Origin of the sequence: Piscinibacterium candidicorallinum, assembly GCF_047549485.1 — a bacterium.
Lineage (GTDB): Bacteria > Pseudomonadota > Gammaproteobacteria > Burkholderiales > Burkholderiaceae_C > Piscinibacterium > Piscinibacterium candidicorallinum.
In genome coordinates this window covers 445,700-466,792 of sequence record NZ_CP180191.1, presented here as the reverse complement: position 1 = coordinate 466,792, position 21,093 = coordinate 445,700, and the positions used below count along the sequence as shown (strand labels likewise).

The window sequence follows — 21,093 nt, the reverse complement described above, 5'->3', positions numbered from 1 at the left end:
TACGCCTGCGCGAAGGACGCCTGCATACACTCGACCGGGTCTGGTCTGTACAGAGCGCAAGCCCCTCCAACACTGCGCCGCAGACCCGCGGGATCACGCCATGTCTACGCCGTTTGCCGTGCTTCAGGCCCCGCCCGGCCTGAGCAAACACGCGCTGCTGTTTCACCGGATCGAGCACCACGAGGCGCTCAATCAGGTGCATGCCAGCACCTTGCAGTGCCTGAGTCTTGATTCAGGCATCGATCTTCACCAGATCCTGGGCAAGCGCTTCAGTGCTCGCATCCGCCACAACCTGCACGACGAGACCGTGCGCTACATCGACGGCATCGCTGCGCAAGCGCGAGTCCTGGATCAAGTTGGCCGCTACACACGTTACGAGATCGAGTTGCGCCCCTGGCTGTGGTTTCTCTCGTTGACCACCGATTGCCGGATCTTCCAAGACCAGACAGTGCCTGAGATTCTGCAAACCGTATTTGCAGACCACGCCGTCTCGCGTTTTGAAGTCAAGCTGACCCACAGCTACGCGAAGCGCCCCTACACGGTGCAATACCGCCAGAGCGATCTGGACTTCGTGAACTGGCTCTGCGAGCTTGAAGGCATCACCTATCACTTCCGCCACGACGCCCAAGGCCACACGCTGATCCTGACCGACAGCATCGCCAGGCACACAGACTGCGCGGGCTACGAAGCGGTGCCCTTCAATGCCCAGGTGGGTAGCCGGCGCGATGACGAGCAGTCGATGCTGGACTGGCAGCCGCTCCGAAGCGTGGCCAGCCAGCAGGCCGTTCTGACGGACTACAGCTTCCTGTCTCCCAAGGCGCCGCGCAGTGAAAGCCGCACCGAGCCTGGCAACCTGCCTCAGGCGCTGGGTGCCTCCGTGGGCGAGGTCTTCACGGCCGGCCAGTTCCATAAGGAGAGCCGCGACGAGAGCGAAAGTGCGCATCAGGCCGAAGTGCTGCTGGACAGCCTGACGGCCCCCACGCGCCGCTACACCGGCCGCAGCACGGCGCGCGGCCTGCACACCGGCGGCACCTTCACGCTGCAGCGCCACGCCCAGCGCGAGTACAACCAGAGCTATCTGATCATCGAACACCGCGTCACCGCGGTGTTTGCCAACTACGAGGGGCTGGACCCCACGCTGCTTGCGCAACTCGCTTCGCGTGATCTCCCCCGTCTTGAAGGGCGGCTGAGCGGCGGTACGGGTGCAGCGCAGTCGGCCGCTCAAGGCGCCTACTTCGCTTGCGAGATCGATGCGCAGCCCGCCAGCCTCGCGTTCCGTCCCGCACGCACCACGGATCGCCCGGCACTTGCCAGCACGCACACCGCCACGGTCGTCGGCAGCGGTGCAGGGGAAATACACACCGACGTGCATGGCCGCATCAAGGTCCACTTTCACTGGGATCGCTACGGGCAGCGCAACGGATCGGACACCTGCTGGTTGCGCGTGGCACAGCCCTGGGGCGGCGCCAACTGGGGCGCGCAGTTCCTGCCGCGCGTCGGCCAGGAAGTCTCGGTGGCCTTCATCGAGGGCGACGTTGAAGTACCCGTGGTCACTGGCCGCCTGTACAACGGTCTGAACCGCCCGGCCGCCTTTAGCCGCACCGGCAACTTGCCGGGCAATCAGGCGCTGGCCGGCTTCATCTCCAAGGAGCTCGGTGGTGGTGGGTACAACCAGCTGCTGTTCGATGACACGCCCGAGCAACTGCGCACCCAGGCCGCCAGCACCCATGCCGCCACACAACTGAATCTGGGCTACGAAATCGCGCCGCGGTCCGACGCGGCCACCGTGGATGACACCGGGGCAGGCGCGGTCGCGCAGCCGTCCGCCAAACCGCGCGGCGAGGGCTTCGAGATCCGCTCTGACGCATGGGGCGCTGTTCGCGCGGCCAAGGGTCTTGTCATGTCCACCGACCCACAGGGTGCCGCCGGAGGCGGGCACATCGATCGTCAAAGTCTGGTCGGCGCACTGGAGCAGGCGCTCACCCTCGCGAAGAGCCTGTCCAACAGCGCGAACATCGCAGGCGCAGCCACGGGCCAGGACGAACAGACCGTTGACGAGAAGGCGAGCCAAGGCCCCGACCAGACTGCGCAGGACAAGCAGTTCAAGCAGATCAAAGGCTTGGGCAAGGGTGCCAACAACGAACGAGACACCAAAGACGCCGGCCTCAACCACCTGACTGCCTTCAGCCCAGCCGGTATCGCCGCCGCCACGCCCAAGATGCTGGACATCGCTGCCGGCAGCCACATCGACGCCGCAGCCGGCAAGCACGTTCAGCTCTCCAGCGGCCAGCAAACCCACGTCCACGCAGCCAGTGGCGTGCGCCTGTTCGCGCAAGCGGGCGGCATTCACACCATCGCCAATCAAGGCAAGGTGCTGATCCAAAGCCAGCACGCCGACACCGAGATCAACGCCGAACAAAGCATCCATGCGAGCGCCAGCAAGAAGCACATCCTCATGGAAGCGCAGCAGCACGTGACGCTGGTGGAAAGCGGCGGGGCCTATCTGAAGATCGAAGGCGGCAAGGTGGAGATTGGGTGTCCGGGGACGTTTACGGTCAAGGCCGCGAGCTATGCGTTGAAGGGGGCGGCAAGTTATCAGCCTCAGTTCCCCAAGTTTGAGCAACTTAAGTTCGACATCGACGGCGAGATACCCACCTCTCTCTGAGGCGAATCTGGCGAGATAGGATCGACTCGATTATCAACAGATCTTTGAAGATGAGCCCCCGTCAGCCTTGATTCACAAACGAGTCCGCATTGGTCCTTGAGCCGGAGATTGGCTCCAGACAAGCGGGAAGCCGCCTATTCGGCTGTAGTTTGAAGCAATGCATCTCAAGGAACAACCTCCGCATCCATGATCATCAGCCCTCCGTTTCTTCTCCCCCGTGCAGCGAATCAGACCGATGAGGCATGGGTAGATCGATGCATGACTCCGGCGGGCGAGGGAGGCGTGTACCCGCTGTCCAAACTGTTTGGCTGGCACGGTGGCATGCACATTCAGGCGCCGATAACGAACAACGTACCCGCTGCGGCCCGTGCGATCGCCGATGGCACGGTCGTGTTTACTCGTGCAGCTACGGCAAAGCCGCCGGGGCCGGTCGCAATATCGCCTGACCACCCGCAGAATTACACCGGGCGCTGGACCGATAACGGGGTGGTCGTCATCCGGCATGACACCGAGATTGGCGAGGGCGCCAACGCAACAGTGCGCTTCTATTCGGTGTACATGCATTTGCGGCGCATCGCGGACGGAGTTGCCGCCAATCAGCCCATCCTGCGCAAAGCGGAGGTAGGCATACCGGGCGAGATCTACGGTGCAGCCGGACAGATCCACTTCGAAATCGTGTTCGCGGCAGACCAGCTCGCACGCCTAGCAGGCCGCGCGAGCGGCAACTTGCGCCTCGACAACGCAGGCCGCACCGATGCCGTATTTGGCGATATGCACTTTCATTTGCCCGCAGGCACTCTCGTGTACCCGGGTGCCGCCACCGCCCGGCCATCCGTGAGCACTCTTGCGCCCACACTACCCGCCGGTCAGGCCCCGCACTCACTGGAGGGCGACCACTTTGTGCAGCTGCGCTACGAGCGCGGCGCGGCGACATTGACGCTGCACCGCAACATCGCCTCGCCGGGCCAGTCTGCCGACTTCGCACCGATTGCGGGAGCGGTACAAGCGGACCCCCAGGGCGAATACAACCTGCACCAGCACGCCACCGCCTTGGTTGCAGAGCTCACCGCAGCCAACGCCCGCCGCGCGGGCCCCCGCCCAAGCCAAGTGGCGCTGCCGACCGTGTCGGCCAGCGGCTTCTACGAGCTACTGCGCTTCGGACGGCGTATCAATGCCGAAGAGCAAGAGGTACCACGTACCTTGGCGCATTGGCGACACATCAAGTACGGGGCCAGCGCGGCCGAAGTGGGCTGGGTGAACTTGAACGCCGAGGGCGTTTACGCCTACAGCGACGCCGACTTCCCGCACTGGCTGAATTGGACGCTGATCGACGAAGCGGCTGACGGCGATAGCCGATGCGATTCACCGACGATCCGAGGTTGGGTCCAAAATCCCGACACCCCGCTAGTCCCAGAACCCGCACGACCCGGCCAGAATGACGGCGAGGTGAGCGACGCAGAACTGTCGCACCGTGCGCAGGTGGAGCGCATCGCGCGACGTCTCAAGAAAGCGATCTGCAAGTTCCCCACTGAGTGGGATGCCTCCCTGATCGATCGGCAGTGGGGCTGGTTACAGGATTCGCTACGGACACGCGATGTACTACCCCGGCCGATGGACTTCACGGCCTATGGCAAATTCAAGGCCCATATGCAGGCGCTGGCATTTTGGGAAGCAAGTATTGGCCTACCCAACACCCACTGGCACATGCACCCAGTCGATTTTATTAAGACGTTCCGGCGCTGTGGATGGTTGTCCCATGGCGAGTTTGGAAGAATTTATAGAACCACCCCGGAGGTGACCAGAAACAACTACCTTCCTTATTTGAATAGAACTGCAAGAAAATATCTATTCAATACACCACTCAGGCTTAGCCATTTCCTTGGCCAAGGTGCAGTTGAGTCAGGTTCGCTTACCAACATGCAAGAACGTAGCATGACGGGTCGAATCGACGGAAATCGAATGCATGGAGAGCGAATCAATGCAGCATCCGCCACACCAGAACTCACGCTCGGGCATTGGTATGGGACGCTGACAACAGAGGACGACCCCTGGTTTCGCCTTGAGAAATACAACAGTCGAGGCGTTCGCATTACTGGCTCTTACAGCTGGGTGAATGGAAATGTCGGCGATATAGATGCACAAAAATTTCGAGGGCGAGGTTTTAAACAGCTTACAGCACGAAACAACTACGCCGAATATTGGGTTTATAGAGGCTGGCTAGCAAGAAATTCTTTTACTGCATCCTGGTGGACAGATCGAAATTATATAGCGCGAAACCCCTCCCAGATGCGGGCCACCCCCGCTCAGGTTGACGACCCTCAGAGAATAACCACGGAACCATATAACTGCTTCGACTCGGGCGGATGGTACATGACGTTTGCGAGGCCTCGCGTCGCCCGGAGCATTGATGGTGACACCTCAACTATAGCTACAACCGATGCGACTCGTGAGTTAGAGCAACAAGTTTCTAGAGCCGTTACACACGCGATAAATGGCGGCTATATTGATGATGTACGTAGACTCCAAGAAACACGGGCAGCCAAGGAAATTCTGCTATGAATCGCATGAATACAGCCATAAGACACTCGCTGATTATTTTCCTGCTTTTGACCGGCAGCGTACCGGCTAGCGCGAGACAACCTGCACCTTCAACCTCTGTGTCTTTAGATAAACAAAGAAAAGGCACATTAATTCTTCAAGAGTTTAGCAGCAACCCCCTGCGGACGAGATCATGCGAGGTTGGACCACTCGCGTCTATAGCTCAGATGACAACAGATGGTCGAGCCGTTATCATCTCCAGTAGAGATTACGTTTTAATCAGCGAACTCCAGACATGTGAGCCAAACAAAAAGGTAAAGATAAACTCAATCGACAAGGACGTTGGCTTTCTAGTCGACGTAAATGTTGAGCACAGTATCTATCTCGCGTTGGATGCGATCAGCACCGCGCCGCTCTCATTTCTTGCCACCGTAGCAAAAATAGGAAGCAGGCAGAATTTGGTTTCTTTACCTGGGGTTTATAAGCGAAATAAAAGCCTGAAGCAGTTACAGCGGTTTGGCTTCACCTACGACGAGGCTATTGCTGCGGGCCGTATATCTCCAGATGGTCGCTATGTATCCCCTGCTGGCGAGCCAGACTGTCGCAATGTCGCATATCCTGGGGTTTGGGATCTAGCGGAAAATCGGCGGGTAATTCTTTCTGGCGATGACGACAGAATCAACTCTCAGTGCAGAAAACTATTCCTATCAGATATCAAGCAATGACCACGATGAACTGACTTCCGCTCCGAACGGTGCGTTAACGAGTCGGCCCTCCTAGATTGGCGGCCGGCACGCAGCTCGATGAGCAACAGTGCCGTGGTCTCGGACTACGGCTTCCCGCCCCTAAAGCGCCGCGCCGCGAAATCCGCGCCGAGCTTGGCAACTTCCCGAACATGCTGGGGCTAGGTGGCAGTGCCAACGGGACCGGCACTGAGGTGGTCATGGTCAGTCGATTTCAAAAGAAAGGCCGCACCGGGACCGGGGTAACCGGCAAGCTCAAAGTGTGATCGGTGCCGAGTACGGCCCCTATTGAAGTGCAGGTGCCACTACTCCAGTTGCTCAACCCGCAGGGCAGTTTGGCACGTTCAGGCCGCAGAGCGCGCGCCCACAAACTCACATGCTGACGCCCCGCACGCACAACACGCCACCTCTCGAACCGCTATCGGCGCGACCAGGGCGTTCAGCAGCCGCTCGAACACGGCGCGGTGGTATTCGCATGAGGGGGTATCGGTTCTGCGGCCGCTGCATGCGCTGTTGTGGGCGATCCGCATGTGGATGCGCACGGCGCGGGTCTGCCAACCTTGCACGCGGTAGCTGAACGCACTGCTGCCCGCGAAGGTCCAGGCATGTTTTGCGATGGCGCCCAGCAGCAGTCGGGCGCGCAGCGCGGGTGGCAGCACCCTCAGCAGCGCCTGGAAGGGCTTGGGGATGCGGTGGGCGAGCAAGTAGCTGGCGGTGAGTTCGCCAGCACGGCGTGCAATGCGACGAGCCTCCTGCTCGGGCAACTCGTTAAAGAGGCTGCTGTGCAGCGCGGCAACCTCAGTCTCGGGCACGGGCGCCTGCGGAGCGTTGATCAGGTACCGCGATAGCCCCGCGCCTTCGAATAGCCGGACCTTGACGGCGCTTGTGCTCAGCGCATCCAACGCCTCAGCCACGCGGGTGATGGCGTTGGGGCCGATGTGGGCCGGGGGGTGCACTGGGTGCCCTGAAGCCGCGGAGCGGAATTCGCTAAGGCTCCACAGCGTCCGCGAGCTGCTCCTTCCCGCCGCCGCAGGCGGACACCGCGGCATCTTGCTGCTTGCGGTGTTCGATCTTCGGCCCGTGCATGGTGACCCAGCCTTCGTCCGTGGCCACACCATCGCTGCCGGTGCGCAGGCGACGGGACTGATCGAAGGCGAAGTCCACGGTCTTCTTGGACTGCGGGCCCCAATAGCCGACGCGGCCAAGGTCATAGAAGGTGCGTGCAAAGCCCGCCTTGGCAAAGGCCTTGAGGCAACCGAGCAGATACTTGCGCCGCCCGCCGGAGCCGCGCCAGGGGTAGTCCAGCAGCGCCTTGCGGAAGTAGAAGCGGCGGTAGTTGTTCATCACACGGTCCAGCAGCTCGGCGCGGTCCAGCGCGTCGGGCTTCATGATGGGCGTGACGAAGTTGTATTTCTCGAAGTCGAACACCTCGACCTTGTCGCCCAGCTCGCGGAAGAGGTCCGAAAAGGGCCAGGGTGTGTACATGGCCCAGTTGGCCATGTCCGGGTTCCAGTCGCGCGCCATCTGGTAGGTTTCTTCCAGCGTCTCGGCGGTCTCGTTTTCGAGGCCGACGATGAACTGTGCCTCCGACACGATGCCGTTCTGCCGGAGCAATTCAATGGCGCGCTTGTTCTGCGCGACGGTCGTTTCCTTGTTGAAGCGGTCCAGCTTCAACTGCGCCGCGGCCTCGGTGCCCAGGGACACATGGATCAGCCCGGCCTTGCGATACAGCGGCAGCAGCTTTTCGTCGCGCAGGATGTCAGTGACGCGCGTGTTGATGCCCCATTGAATGGGAAGCTTGCGCTCGATCAGCTCCTCGCAAAACGCGATGAACTTCTTGCGGTGGATGGTCGGCTCTTCGTCCGCAAGGATGAAGAAGCCCACCTGATGGTCGCGTACCAGGGTTTCGATCTCGTCCACGACCTTCTTGGGGTCGCGGATTCGGTAGTCGCGCCAGAACTTCCACTGGCTGCAGAAGCTGCACGTGAACGGGCAGCCGCGTGCAAAGTTGGGTATCGCCACCCGCACCCCGAGCGGGATGTAGGTGTATTTGGACCACTCCAGAATGCCCCAGTCCGGCGTGATGCGGTCGAGGTCTTCGATGGGCGGCTCCGCTTCTGTGGCGTGCACCTTGCCGTCTTCAATGAACGCAATCCCGCGCAGCGCACGCCGGCCCGAAAGAAAGCGCCCCTCGTCCACCGCGCGCACCAGGTTCATAAAGACCTGTTCACCCTCACCGCGCACCACGGCATCGATCCAGGGGGCTTCGCTCAGCACCTGCGGATACATGAAGGTGCCGTGGATACCCCCCAGCACCGTGACGATTGCCGGGTTCACCTCCTTGGCAATCTGCAGCAGGCGTTCCGCCTTGTAGATCGCCGGCGTAATGGCCGTGGCGCCCACCACGTCCGGCTCGATCTCGGCAATCCGCGCGCGCACCTGCTCGTCGTCCAGGTGATGCGTCATCGCATCAACAAACACCACATCCGTGTAGCCGTTGGCCTTGAGCGTGCCCGTGAGATAGGCCACCCAGGCGGGCGGCCAGTTGCCTGCAATCTCTGCGCCGCCAGAGTGGTAGTTGGGGTGGATCAGCAGAATGCGCATGGCGGGCTCCGTATTGTCATCACTACGCTACGCGCGCCGTCGCCACGCCGAATTGACACAAGTCAGTGGTCGATCGAGTTACTGATTCGTTCAGCTGCGCACCGCTTCGTGCACCGGTGGCACCCCGATTTGCGCCCGCCGGTCGCTGACCATCTCCAGCCGTCGCGCTCATTCGCCACTCGTCTCTGACCGCACGACACACCAGGCCAGCCTGCCTAACTTGCATCCATCCATCAGACCGCGGGATCTCTGAGAGCGCATTCGAACCTTGTTCGGCGCGATCGGGGGCCGCTGCGGACACACACACCCCCACGCGTGACGACGAGGAAAACGACATGCACCTTCCACAACGACTACTCGCTGGATTCTTGTTCTCCGCTGCGCTGACGAGCGGCGCGGCGCCAGTCGCAGCTCAGAGCTGCGCCAATCTGTCAGCGGGCGGCGGCGCACTCAACGGCGAGTACCGCACGGCCACTGGCGTACTGATCTCTGTCCTGCCTGCTGACACGCCGGACCAGCTGCGAGTCGTGCACTTCCAAGCGGGGCACGCGGACGTGCTGCTGCCGGTTGGGTCGCTGGTCTATCGAGCAAACTCCAATCCAGCGTTGGGCACGCCGACAACCAGGACCTACGCCTTCAAGGCAGAACAGGCGGGCACTGCTGCGCGCTTGATGATCACCGCGCGCGGGCGCCCCCCGCAGGTCGCCACACGCATGGCCTTGCAGGAGCGCGATACAACCATTCAGAGTGGTGATGTTCAGCTCGCCGCGCGGCTTACGCTCCCGGCAAACGGCCGCGGCCCATTCAAGACGGTCATCTACGTCCACGGATCGGACCCTATACCTTCGGTGGGGCGCGAATGGCTGCCGCATCTGCTTGCCGCACGGGGCGTGGCCACGCTGGTGTTCGACAAGCGCGGCACGGGCTGTTCGACTGGGCGCTACGTGCAGCACTTCGGCGTGCTGTCTGACGACGTTGTGGCGGCAGCTCGCTGGCTGCGCACCCAACCCGAGGTGCGCGCCGACGCAATCGGGCTTGCCGGCTTCAGCCAGGGTGGCTGGGTGGCACCGCTTGCTGCGACCAAGGAGCCCGCCATCCGCTTCGTGGCCGTGGCTTACGGCTTGGCCATGTCGCTCGCCGATGAAGACCGGCTGGAGGCCCCGCTGAAGCTGCGTGCCCGCGGGCTGAGCGACGCCGACCTGCAGGAGTTCGAGACGCTCAATGCCAGCCTGCATCGCGTGGCCCGTGCGGGCTTTAAAGACTGGACCGAGCTCGAACAACAACTCTCCGACTTCAAGGACCGCAAGTGGCTCTCAATCGCTGCACAGGAGCACAGCTGGGTAGGCGTGCTTCTGCAGATGGGCTTGCCGCAGGCAAAGATCGCCGCACCGGGCATGTTCAAGGACTTCTTCCAACCCTTCTACGAACCCGTACCTACGCTCGAGTCGCTCAACATCCCCATGCTGTGGTTGATTGCCGGCAAGGACATCGAAGCGCCGCCTGAACTGACGCTAGCGGCGCTTGATCGCCTACAGCGTCAGGGCAAGCCGTTGACGGTCCGCGTGTTCCCCAACGCCGACCACGGCATGCAGGACTTCATCGTCATCGACGGCAGGCGAGCGCCTACCGGATATGCCAAGGGCTACTTCGCGAGTCTTGCCGCATGGATCGACGCGCAGCGATGAGCTGCGTATCCAGGCATGTATCGGACCTGCATTCATCTAGAAACCAAGCCTGCGCTTTGCCCCGCTGGCGGAGTCTGTCACTCGATGGTAACGCACTTCGCTAGGTGTCTCTTCTTGTGACCTGCGTTCACGTCGCAAGCGCAATATGAACTACTCGCCAAGGTACGCAGCGCCGTTCCTAACAGATAGAGACAAACACAAGCAGCGTAGAAGAGTCGTCGGTTGACCCAGCCGCCGCCCAAGCTCGGACAGTACCCACCAGGTCAGTCTCAAGTCGGCTGCTTCGGCAGGTTGACTTCGCGTCAAAAGAGCGGAACGCATCTGATGCGACGCACTAGGCGCTCAGCGATGCTTTTGCTTGTGCGCTCTCATCGCCGAGCGATCTTGCTCGGCCGAAGCGGCATGCGCGCGGCCTGGACGGGCCGGAACACAATCACTGCAGCGCCCGTAAAGCGTCAAGTCGTGATCTTCTACGGTAAAGCCCTTTGGTGCCAGACGCGACAGGTCACCTGGACAGGCATGCACGTCGAACACCCGCTGACACTGCCGGCACTGGAAGTGGTGGTGGTGCTGATGGCCCATCAACTCGAAGCGGGTGTTCTCGCCGGGCAGGTTCACCGCTTGTAGCGCACCCTCCTCAACAAGCAACTTCAGGTTGCGATAGACGGTGGCAATCCCCAGCCCCGGAACCTCCCTCTGGGCGGCATCCAGCACCTCCTGTGGCAGCAGCGGTCGATCGGCCTGCGCAATGGCGTCGCGAATCGCGCTGCGCTGGCGAGTGTTGCGTTCCATATTTAAAGAGTACAGGACAGATTGCCACCAAACGCAGCTGGGCGGCGGTGGGATGCGCTAATCGCTGCGCCGACTTTATTGATAACGCTCTATCATTGGAACATTGAATAGGTCCCCGCCTCAATAAATGGATCCAAACAACGGCCCTCCCAAAGTGAACGCTGCACACCTACCTGTCACCGTTCTGTCCGGCTTCCTCGGTGCGGGGAAGACGACTCTGCTCAACTACATCCTGGCCAACCGAGAAGGCCTGCGCGTGGCTGTGATTGTCAATGACATGAGCGACGTGAACATCGACGCCTCGCTCGTGGAGCGCAGTGCCGAAAACGCCGGCGCTGCGCTGTCGCGAACCGACGAGAAGCTGGTCGAAATGAGCAACGGCTGCATTTGCTGCACACTGCGCGAAGACCTGCTACTCGAAGTGAAGCGACTGGCCACCGAAGGCCGATTCGACTACCTGCTGATCGAGTCCACTGGCATTGGCGAGCCCATGCCGGTGGCGGCCACCTTCGACTTCACCAGCGAGGCCGGCGAGTCGCTCAACGATGTAGCCCGCATCGACACCATGGTGACCGTAGTCGATGCCCACAACCTGCTGGCCGACTACAGCAGCACCGACCTGCTCAGCCAGCGCGGCGAAGTGGCCGGCGACGAGGACAACCGCAGCCTGGCGGCGCTGCTTACCGAGCAGATCGAGTTCGCCGACGTGGTGGTGATCAACAAAGTCGACAAGGTCGACGCTGTGCGCCGCGACGAGGTCACGGCGGTGATCAAGGCCTTGAACCCAATAGCTGAGATCGTCTACGCCGATCATGGCAAGGTGCCGCTGCGGGCCGTGCTGGGCACTGGCCGCTTTGACCTCGATCGCGCGAGCGCCATGCCGGGCTGGGCACGAGAGCTGGAAGGGCAGCACACGCCCGAGACCCAGGCCTACGGCATCGAGAGCTTTGTGCTGCGCAGCCACTTGCCGCTGCACCCTTGGCGCTTCTCCACCTTCATGGACATGCCCTTGCCGGGGCTGATCCGCGCAAAGGGCTACGTGTGGCTGGCCACGCGCCCGGACTGGGTGGTGAGCTACTCGCGTGCCGGCAACACCGCCAACCATGAGCCGGTGGGCCGCTGGTGGGCCGCTGCGCCGCGTGAGCGCTGGCCAGCCAAAGGTACGCCGGAGCGCCAGGTTATCGATCAACGCTGGAAGGAGCCGTATGGCGATCGGCTCAACGAGGTCGTGTTCATCGGCCGCAGCATGGATCGAGAAGCGATAGAGCAGGCCTGGAAGACGATGCACCTGAACTACACCGAGACACGAAAGGGTGCGCTCGGCATGAAGGGATGGAACGACTTGCCAGATCCGTTTCCGAAGTGGCAGCGCACTGAGGGCGCGGCCTGACACTACCGCGGACCAAGGAACTTTGTGAGGGTTCGTTACCCTCTTCGCTGCACTCTTCGGAAGCACCATTGAGCCACCGCTGCAGGATCGTGATGGGCAGGTCGTCCGGGCGGTCTAGGCCGGGTTTATCGACGAAGAGATCGACTGGCGAAATCTGCTAGGCGAGCATCACGAGGGGCAGGCGTGCTTCGTCGACCGAATCCTAAGCGCCGCGACCGACATCTTGCAGCACCGCAAGCTGGGACCGCACTACCACCACGTGATCAGTCGCGCGATGCAGGGGCGCCAAAATGGGGCATGGCCTTGAGTGCCTCCTGCTCGAACGGCTCGTTCCGAAACAGCTTGGGATAGTAGAAGTCGCGCAACTCGACGTGAAAGGCCCGTACTCTAGCTTCGTAGTCCAGTACGGCTTGGACATCTGTCCGAGCAAGCGACTGAAGCGAACGCTCAAGCAGCACGGGCGGTGCGAAGAGGGCCAGCGTGCCAGCGAGTCTGTCACGCTCCTTGCGGCCCGCGGTGTAGGCCTCGGACACAGCTTGCGCCTGCTGGTCGCCCACCTGCTGAAACGCGTAGTACCACTTCCATTCGAACGGGCGCTCAACAGCCGCATAAGCTGCCCATTGCGGATGACGCTCGACAAAGGGTTGCATCGTCGCGGCCTTGGGCACATCCCAGGCCTTGTTCACCGCCTCGCGCTGAAGCAGCAGGATGTCTGCCCCCGACGGGATATGGACCATGCGGTCGATCACCATGCGTCCTGCCGCGGGTACGACAATGCCCAACAGCATCCACAGCACCAGCAACGTGGCCAGGATCACTTCCCCCGCCTGCTGCCAAGCGCCCAGCGCAGCGCATACGGCCGTCCAGAACAGCACGTACAGAAGCAACCAGCCGCAGGCCACCCCTATGGTGTGCAGCGACGTACCGCTCAGTGCCGCGGCCACCAGCAGCGGCAGGGCCGCAGCGACAAACACGCCGCCGGCGCGCAGACCCGCTCGCAGACACCACAGGCGTGTCGCCCGCCCTGCAGTGGCCACCAGGAGGTCATGCCGCCCGGCCACGCGCTCAGCTGCGTGCTGATCGTGCAGCAGCACTATCAGCACCAGCGGCAGGATGAAGGCCGCAAAAAAGGCGAAATCGAAGCGTCCGATCAGCGCGATCACCGGGTTGCCGGCATCGCGCTCATGAATCTGTCCCTCCAACGCCAGCATGCGCACGCGGTGCTTCCACGCTGTGTCATCGCGACGCCCCAGAGCTGCAAAAGCGAAGTCCGAAGGTGGGTCGTAGGTGAGGTGGAAGCTGTGGTACGCCGCGCCGCCCCAGTCCTTCTGTGCGTTGAGCACGGCCATGCGGTCGGCACGGTCGGCCTCGGCCAGGCGCGCGAGTGTGGCCTTCTGATGATGGACTTCGAAAAGCCCCGCGGAAACGGCCAGCGCAGACAGGCACAGCACGACCAGCCACCACGCCCAGACCGACCCGTCGCGTGCCAGCAAGCCCGCCTCGCGGCGCAGCGCGAACCCCAGACTTGCATAGGGGGAGGCCACCGTCATGGCTTGATCCGGTTGCCGGCCCACAGGCCTGCCCCCACCAGAATGAAGCACCAAGCGCCCAGCATCAGCCACTGCGGCGTTGCTCGGGCAATACGCTCTCCTGCTGCGTCCGGTGCGAACGAGAAGCGGTCCAGCAGCTTCCAGGTCGAAGGGACGACACGTGTCCGCGCCTCAGCTGCAAGGTCAGTGCTGCGCCTTACGTCGTCGCTGTACGCCAGCTTCTCGGCGTGAACCTTGTTCAGTTGCTGCACGAAGGTGTAGCGCAGTGCTTCGGCTTCAGCGAGAAAGCGGTGGTGGTGGGACAGGTCGGTGCCTGCCACTGCGCGCGACGCCTCAGCCACAGCCAGCAGCGGCGTTAACCAGCCGTGATCCGCCAACGCCGTCGCTTGCCGGGCCTCGGCGGCCATCCGAGCACTCGCGTAGCGGTCCAGCATCTCAGTGAGTCTTTGCTCGCTGGTCTGCGCCACAATGCCGCGAAAGTTCACTGGTAGCTCCTCCACTCGCTGGACGCCGTGCTCGGCCAGTAATTCATCTCGCAGTTGGGCGAAGGCTGGGTCGTTGGCGTTATGACCGTCGCCCAGCTGCCGCAGCTCGCCCAGCATTGACAAGTCTGTCTCAAGCTTGCCGGGCAGGGGCGCAGCAAGCGCCGCCACACTGGTGGCCACTGACGGCAAAACCAACGTCAGTGCGGTCCACAAGGTCACCAGCGCTGCCAACACGGCGGAGCGGCGGCGCAGCGTGGCCGATGCAAGAACAGTCAGTCCACCCCATATCAAGAGATACAGACCATAGGCCAGCAGAAGAGCGACTGCTGCCAGCGGGCTATCGCCCGCCAATAGTGCGCTAACAGCTACCGGGATGAGCAACAGCCCGACGACCGATAGCAGCGCGAGTGCCTTGCCGGCCATAAGCACGCGACCTGAAACGCCCTGTGCAAGTAGGGTTCTGAGCGTCATGGCCTCACGCTCGCGTGCAATCAGACCGTGTCCCAGCAGGATAATCAGCAGTGGGGCGAAGAGTTGGTAGACCATCGCTGGGCTAAGCCAACTAAATGCGCCCAAATCGGCGCTGGCGCCGGACGGAGCGAATATGGCGGTGTTTTGCCGGTGGCCTTCCAGAAAAATCGACTGGCCCGTCGCCGGGTCCAGACCCGGGTCGAACAGGGCTAGGGGTGCCGGTGTGCGGAACACGTAGTGGCCGTAGTGCACCATGCGGTGTGGGTGGCGGGCGGGCTGCGATAGAAAGGCCGTTTCAGCTTCGGCTTGGTGGTGCGCCCGTTCAGCCGCTTCGCCCTGCATGCGCAGCGCGGTCAGTACCGTGGTCGCTATCAGCAGCACCGCCAGCAGTACGGCCGCACCCAGCGCCAGGCGTGATCGTTGCCAGTAGCGCCATTCGGCACCGGCGATGACGAGGAGTTGCTTCACGCTATGGCGGTGCGGGCCGAGAAGGCGCGATGCACGGTCTCGGTATCTATACGGCCACCAGCGGGCGCTTCGAACTGGTCCACCAAGTGCCCGCCGCGCAGCAGGCCGACGCGGTCGGCTACCTGACAGGCACCGTAAACATCATGCGTCACCATCAGGATGGTCTTGCCGACATCAGCCAGTCCGCGGACCAGAGCGTGGAACTCGTCGATGGCCGTGGGGTCGAGGCCTGATGTCGGTTCGTCGAGCAACAGGATTCCGGTGTCACGGAGGATCGCCAGTGCAATCGCCACCTTCTGTCGCATGCCCTTGGAGTAGCCGCGCAGTTTGAGGCCACGCGCGCCCTCGGCTAGCGAGACGCGGCCCAGCGCCGCTTCGATGCCGGCTGCATCGGAAGGTGCGCCAGCCAGCGCCAGGAAGTAGCGCAAGTTCTCGCGCGCGTCCAAGTGCTCGTATAGCGAAGCGGCCTCGGGAAGGTAGGCTGTGGCGCGACGCGCAGCAAGGAGATCGGCGCCGACGTCCTGGCCGTTCACAAGCACGCGGCCGCGGGCCGGAGTAAGGAAACCAAGAAAGGTGGCCAGCGTCGTGGACTTGCCTGCGCCATTGCCGCCTAGGAGCGCATAGATCTCACCCTGGGCCACAGCGAAGCTCACACCGGCCAGCACCTCCTTACCGCCTCGCTGTACGTGCAGTTGCTGCGCTTGCAGATTGAGCTCCGACCTCATGTCAGAACTTGAATGCAACAGACACCCTCGCGCTTCGTGGAGCGCCTGGCTGCACCCACAATGCCGAGAACGAGTTGGTGTAGTAGGTTTCGTTGAACAGGTTGTCGATATCCAAGCGCAACGTGGTGGCCTTCGCCACCTCGTAGGCAACGAAAGCCCGGGCCACCTGATAAGCCGGCAGCTTGAAGTTCGTTGTGAATTCCCCCGACCGCTCACCTACATGAAGGAGCCCGCCGCCGAGCTGCAGGCCGCGGCCAGCCAAGGCCATGGATCTCACCAGCTGAAGGCTCAACGTCTGTTTAGGCACGTTGAGCAGGCGCGATCCGGCAGGTACCGCTACGCCGAAGTTTGGGTCATTGAAGGTGTTGGAAGTCTTGGCATCCACATAGGCGTATGAGCCCCACAGGCTCCAGCCTTCCGCGATCTCACCTTGCAGGTCGATTTCCAGGCCTTGGCTCCGTGCTCTGCCGATAGCCAACTGCGTCGCGGCGCTGGCGTCGGCGGCAACCAGGATGTTCTTCTGCTTAACCCGGAACACGGCTACCGTAGCGTCGACACTGCCCAGTGAGAACTTCGCGCCAGCCTCTACCGAGGTGGACTGGTTGGGCTCGAAGCCATTGCCCTGGGCATCGACGCCCGACAAGGGGCGGAAGTTCTCTCCGTAGGTTGCATACAGCGACAGTGCATCCGTAGCCTGCACGACGATGCCTGCCTGCGGGCTGCTTCGCGTTTCCTTCTGCGTCGAGGTCTGGTTATTGGCCCGGTTAAGCAGGGTCTGCCGGTAATCATCAAAGCGCGCGCCCAGGCGGAGTTGCACGCGCTCGCTCAGGTTGACCTGATCCTGCACGAAGACGCCCACCGACTTCTGCGTCTCCACGCGGTTGCTCAGCGGTGTGGGCGTGGGCAAGGGGTAGCTGCCGTAGACCGGGTTGAAAACATCGATCGCCTGCTGTTGCACCGGCGTAGGGTTGCTGGCCAGCGTTGGAGCCCGGGCACGCAAGAAGACCTGGTCATTCTCGAAGCGATCGGTATCTGCACCTACGATCAGCCGGTGCTGCAGCCCGGCTAGTCGGAAACGACCGTTGATCTCAGCGCGGATCACCTCGTAGGAGGCGTCATAGTCGCGGAATCGGCGCTGCCGCGTGAGTGTCCGACCGTCCACGAACAGCTGCTGACGGTTTGCGCCCAGTTCCGCCTCTGTCGAGAAGCCTTCCAGCGAGGTCTTGCGGGTCGTGAAGCCGACTAGGGCGCTCCAGTCCCTGCTGAAGTCATGCTGGAACTCGAACTGTTGGCCCTGCACCTTGGCCGTCAACGGACCATCGGCTGGTTCGCCGAGGAAGCGACTTTTCGGGATACGACCAAGCTCTCCGTTGATAGCAAGTACACCGCGGTCAAAGGGAATCTTCTGATGGCTGTACTCCAGCTCAAAGGCCAGCTTGTTCTGTGGGCTGATGCGCCACACCAGAGACGGGCTTGCGCCATGCTTGCGGGTCTTTATGGTGTCGCGAAAGCTACCCGCGTCTTCGATGAACCCGACCAGGCGCACGGCAACCGTATCGGACAGCGGGGCCGTCCAGTCGGCATCGGCACGGTAGGTGTCAAAACTGCCAGCGGACACGCGAAACTCGCCGGCCTTCTTGAACGTGGGGCGCTTGGTCACCAGGTTGACCGTACCGCCGGGCTCGCCACGCCCGAACAGCGCAGCACGCGGACCCTTGAGCACCTCCACCGACTCAATACCCGACAGGTCCCGCGGCCCGCCGAAGCCGCGACCTGCATTGAAACCATTGACCAGATAGTTGCTAGGTAGGTTCTCGTCACCCACGAAGCCTCGCAGCGCGAACGCGTTCCAGAGCCCACCGAAGTTGTTCTGGCGTGCCACCGACGCCGACAGGTCCAGGGCCCGCGTCAGATCAACCGCGCCGGATGCGCGCAGCGTCTCCGCATCGATGGACTGCTCCGCTTGGGGTGTTTCCAGTCGATTGAAGTCACCTTGATAGGCCTGGCGGGTGCCTGTAATGGTCACGGTCTCGACTTTCGCGCTCGAGTCCGTCTCGTGCGCCCAAGTGCTCATCGAAAGTGAGGAGGCTGAGCAAAGCAGTATGGCGGCGCGCTTGTAGCGTTTCACTGAGGAACCTCGACCAATTGAGAATTGAACGCCGATGAAGCCAGTTCGGTTGGTCATCAAGCGCAGTTAATGATAATGCGATATCACAAATGAAGTTTCAGACGAGGGTCAAAGCCAAGAGACACAAGCACGCTTGTGTCTCTTGCACTCCAGGTTCGTTGGCGAGTTTTGCGGGCGGCAGATCACGCCCGCCCGGCGGGCCAGTCGCTTTGTGCACAGGTCGCCATGCACACCAGATCTAGGGTGTCCGTCGCGGTGCGTCACTTCAGACCACTGCTACGGTCAGCGATCAATGAGACGGTCGTGCATGTGAATGCTGGGATACACCCGCTTCTACGCGGCGCTTGGGATACGGGGCCTCAGCGGGCTGCATGCCCTGAGCGATGGTTCTGGCGCAGCGCAACCCGGCCAGCCTGAGATGCTGAGCGTGTTGCTTCAGCGGGCCTGTGCCCTTGATCGCCAGGTAGCGTGTCTGCTCGTGCGACGGCTTGACACGACTCGGATTTGAGAATGCGCCGCGCATCGGTCGTCCTAGGTCGGGCTGCCGCGGCGGCGACCTCAGGTCTTCAGATACTGGGACTGGAGCACGCAGCCGTCGGCTATAGGGCCGGAACTCTCGGTAGGTCGCAAGATGCACGGCAGGGCTTGCGCGGCTTGGAGTCTGCGGCCGCTGCCGGCCAGATGGAATCCATGTTCAAACTTGCCGAGCACCACCGCGAAGGCCGGTCGGGCCTGCCACTGAACTTTGGTCGAGTGTCAAGTGGTGGCACGTGCCATGCGTCGCACAACTTAAGCAGCGCGCTTTCGACTTTATTGACCTGTTTTCAACTTTATTTGTCGAGAACAGCTGCGCCCTGTTGGGAGATCAGTCACTCAACCGTGACCGATTTCGCCAAATTGCGAGGCTTGTCCACGTCCGTCCCTCGCGCCACAGCCGTGTGATAGGCCAGCAGCTGCAGCGGGATCACATGCAGGATGGGTGATAGCGCGCCGTAGTGCTCGGGCATGCGCAGGACATGGATGCCGGGCTGCGGCTCGATGTGGGTGTCGTCGTCGGCAAATACGTACAGCACACCGCCGCGTGCACGCACTTCCTGCATGTTGCTCTTGAGCTTCTCGAGCAGTGCATCGTTGGGTGCCACGGTCACCACGGGCATGGCGTCGGTGACCAGCGCCAGCGGGCCGTGCTTCAGCTCACCTGCGGGGTAGGCCTCGGCGTGGATGTAGCTGATCTCCTTGAGCTTGAGCGCGCCTTCGAGCGCGATGGGGTAGTGCAGGCCGCGCCCGAGGAAGAGTGCGTTGTCCCTGGGCACGAACTGCTCGGCAAAGGCAATGGTTTGCGGCTCAAGTGCCAGCACGCTGCGCACCGCTGCGGGCAGGTGGCGCAATGCCTTGAGTTCGGCGGTTTCAGCGCCTGCCGACAGACGGCCAAACTGCTTGGCCAGCGTGAGCGTGAGCAGGTACAGCGCCACCAGCTGCGTGGTGAAGGCCTTGGTGGAGGCGACGCCGATCTCGGCGCCGGCGCGGGTGATGAAGTGCAGCTTGCACTCGCGAACCATGGCGCTGGTTTCGACATTGCAGATGGTCAGCGTGTGCTGCATGCCGAGGCCACGCGCATGCTTCAGCGCCGCCAGGGTGTCGGCCGTCTCGCCGCTCTGGCTGATGGTGACGACCAGGGTGCGCGGGTCCGGCACGCTCTCGCGGTAGCGGTACTCACTGGCGATCTCCACGCTGGTGGGAATCTTTGCGATCGATTCCAGCCAGTAGCGCGCCACCGAGCCGGAGTAGTAGCTCGTGCCGCAAGCCAGAATCAACACGCGGTCGATCTGCGAGAAGACCTTCGCAGCTTCGTCCCCGAACAATTCCGGGTGGATGCGCTCCACGCTGTCCAGCGTGTCGGCAATCGCGCGTGGCTGCTCGAAGATCTCCTTCTGCATGTAGTGGCGATAGGGGCCGAGCTCGGCCTGACCGCTGTGTGCCTGCACCGTGCGCACCTTGCGCTCCACCGGCTTGCCGGCGGCATCGACGATGGCCACGCCGCCCAGCTGCACGTCCACCACATCGCCCTCTTCCAGATAGATGATCTGGTCGGTCACGCCGGCCAGGGCCATGGCGTCGCTGGCGAGGAAGCTTTCGCCCTGCCCCAGCCCCACGATCAGCGGCGAGCCTTCGCGCGCGCCCACCACGCGGTGCGGTTCGGCCGCGCAGAACACCGCAATCGCGTAGGCGCCCTGCAGACGCTTGACGGCGGCCTGCACGGCGGCAAAGAGGTCGCCGTCGTAGAGCTGGTCCACCAGGTGGGCGATGACCTCTGTGTCCGTCTGGCTCACGAACACGTAGCCGGCGGCCTGCAGCTCAGCGCGCAGGGCCTCGTGGTTCTCGATGATGCCGTTGTGCACCAGCGCGATTCGCGGCCGGGTTTCGTCCGGCGAGAAATGCGGGTGGGCGTTGTGCGTGCTGGGTACGCCATGGGTGGCCCAGCGGGTGTGCGCAATGCCCGTGCTGCCCGACAGGCCCTCGGCCTGCACCTGAGCCTGCAGTTCGGCCACGCGCGAGGTGCTGCGCGCCCGCTTCACGCCGCCGACATGCACGGCCACGCCGCAGGAGTCATAGCCGCGATATTCCAGCCGCTTGAGGCCTTCAACGAGGATGGGGGTGATGTCGCGCTGGGCGACGGCGCCAACAATGCCGCACATGGGTCTGGGTTCCGGTGTGAAGAGACGGGATTCGGCAAGGCGCGGTGCGATCTGGACGTCGCCCTGCTACGGCCTGCCGGGACGTCGACATCCTATCGACCATCAAATGAAATAGGCATCCAATAAATGTAGCTTGATGAGTATTTCTTGCAC

At 62.5% G+C, this 21,093-nt stretch carries 13 protein-coding genes; 5 read left to right on the top strand and 8 right to left on the bottom strand.

The features are described 5' to 3' along the window. The first annotated feature begins 100 nt into the window (after positions 1-100). The 3 genes from ACMDW7_RS02120 (at position 101) to ACMDW7_RS02110 (ending at position 5,928) form a co-directional block, all read left to right on the top strand. Positions 101-2,665 (top strand): type VI secretion system Vgr family protein, encoded by a 2,565-nt coding sequence (locus tag ACMDW7_RS02120; protein WP_377306001.1) that lies wholly within the window; start codon positions 101-103, stop codon positions 2,663-2,665. 186 nt (positions 2,666-2,851) lie between these two features. After that, positions 2,852-5,224, top strand: coding sequence for a hypothetical protein (locus tag ACMDW7_RS02115; protein ID WP_377306003.1), 2,373 nt, complete (start codon positions 2,852-2,854; stop codon positions 5,222-5,224). Beyond that, positions 5,221-5,928 (top strand): hypothetical protein, encoded by a 708-nt coding sequence (locus ACMDW7_RS02110; RefSeq protein ID WP_377306005.1) that lies wholly within the window; start codon positions 5,221-5,223, stop codon positions 5,926-5,928. The genes ACMDW7_RS02115 and ACMDW7_RS02110 overlap by 4 nt, the downstream gene beginning before the upstream one ends. Before the next feature lie 362 nt (positions 5,929-6,290). Here ACMDW7_RS02110 and bchJ read toward each other — a convergent pair whose 3' ends face one another. Continuing rightward, positions 6,291-6,902: a bacteriochlorophyll 4-vinyl reductase gene (bchJ, locus tag ACMDW7_RS02105; protein ID WP_377306007.1), complete on the bottom strand. Its 612-nt coding sequence runs from the start codon at positions 6,900-6,902 to the stop codon at positions 6,291-6,293. A 31-nt stretch (positions 6,903-6,933) separates the two neighbouring features. Then, complete coding sequence (gene bchE, locus ACMDW7_RS02100) at positions 6,934-8,550, bottom strand: magnesium-protoporphyrin IX monomethyl ester anaerobic oxidative cyclase (protein ID WP_377306009.1); 1,617 nt, start codon at positions 8,548-8,550, stop codon at positions 6,934-6,936. A 335-nt stretch (positions 8,551-8,885) separates the two neighbouring features. On the opposite strand from bchE, the gene ACMDW7_RS02095 reads away from it, so the two are divergent. After that, entirely contained in the window at positions 8,886-10,235 is a 1,350-nt protein-coding gene (locus tag ACMDW7_RS02095) for an alpha/beta hydrolase family protein (protein ID WP_377306011.1), read from the top strand. 342 nt (positions 10,236-10,577) lie between these two features. On the opposite strand, the gene ACMDW7_RS02090 is transcribed toward ACMDW7_RS02095, so the two are convergent. Beyond that, positions 10,578-11,027 (bottom strand): Fur family transcriptional regulator, encoded by a 450-nt coding sequence (locus ACMDW7_RS02090; protein ID WP_377306013.1) that lies wholly within the window; start codon positions 11,025-11,027, stop codon positions 10,578-10,580. A 154-nt stretch (positions 11,028-11,181) separates the two neighbouring features. Between ACMDW7_RS02090 and ACMDW7_RS02085 the strand changes: the two genes are divergently transcribed. Then, entirely contained in the window at positions 11,182-12,417 is a 1,236-nt protein-coding gene (locus ACMDW7_RS02085; protein ID WP_377306015.1) for a GTP-binding protein, read from the top strand. Positions 12,418-12,680: 263 nt separating this feature from the next. On the opposite strand, the gene ACMDW7_RS02080 is transcribed toward ACMDW7_RS02085, so the two are convergent. The 5 genes from ACMDW7_RS02080 to glmS form a co-directional block, all read right to left on the bottom strand. After that, entirely contained in the window at positions 12,681-13,967 is a 1,287-nt protein-coding gene (locus ACMDW7_RS02080; protein WP_377306017.1) for a DUF3526 domain-containing protein, read from the bottom strand. Then, complete coding sequence (locus ACMDW7_RS02075; RefSeq protein WP_377306019.1) at positions 13,964-15,391, bottom strand: DUF3526 domain-containing protein; 1,428 nt, start codon at positions 15,389-15,391, stop codon at positions 13,964-13,966. Before ACMDW7_RS02075 ends, ACMDW7_RS02080 begins: the two co-directional genes overlap by 4 nt. Continuing rightward, a complete protein-coding gene (locus ACMDW7_RS02070) occupies positions 15,388-16,116 on the bottom strand; it encodes an ABC transporter ATP-binding protein (protein ID WP_377306021.1) in 729 nt (242 codons plus the stop codon). The genes ACMDW7_RS02075 and ACMDW7_RS02070 overlap by 4 nt, the downstream gene beginning before the upstream one ends. 1 nt (position 16,117) lies before the next feature. Continuing rightward, positions 16,118-18,244, bottom strand: a complete 2,127-nt coding sequence (locus ACMDW7_RS02065) for a TonB-dependent siderophore receptor (protein ID WP_377306023.1) — start codon at positions 18,242-18,244, stop codon at positions 16,118-16,120. 869 nt (positions 18,245-19,113) lie between these two features. Beyond that, positions 19,114-20,940, bottom strand: coding sequence for a glutamine--fructose-6-phosphate transaminase (isomerizing) (glmS, locus tag ACMDW7_RS02060; RefSeq protein ID WP_377306025.1), 1,827 nt, complete (start codon positions 20,938-20,940; stop codon positions 19,114-19,116). Positions 20,941-21,093: the final 153 nt, after the last annotated feature.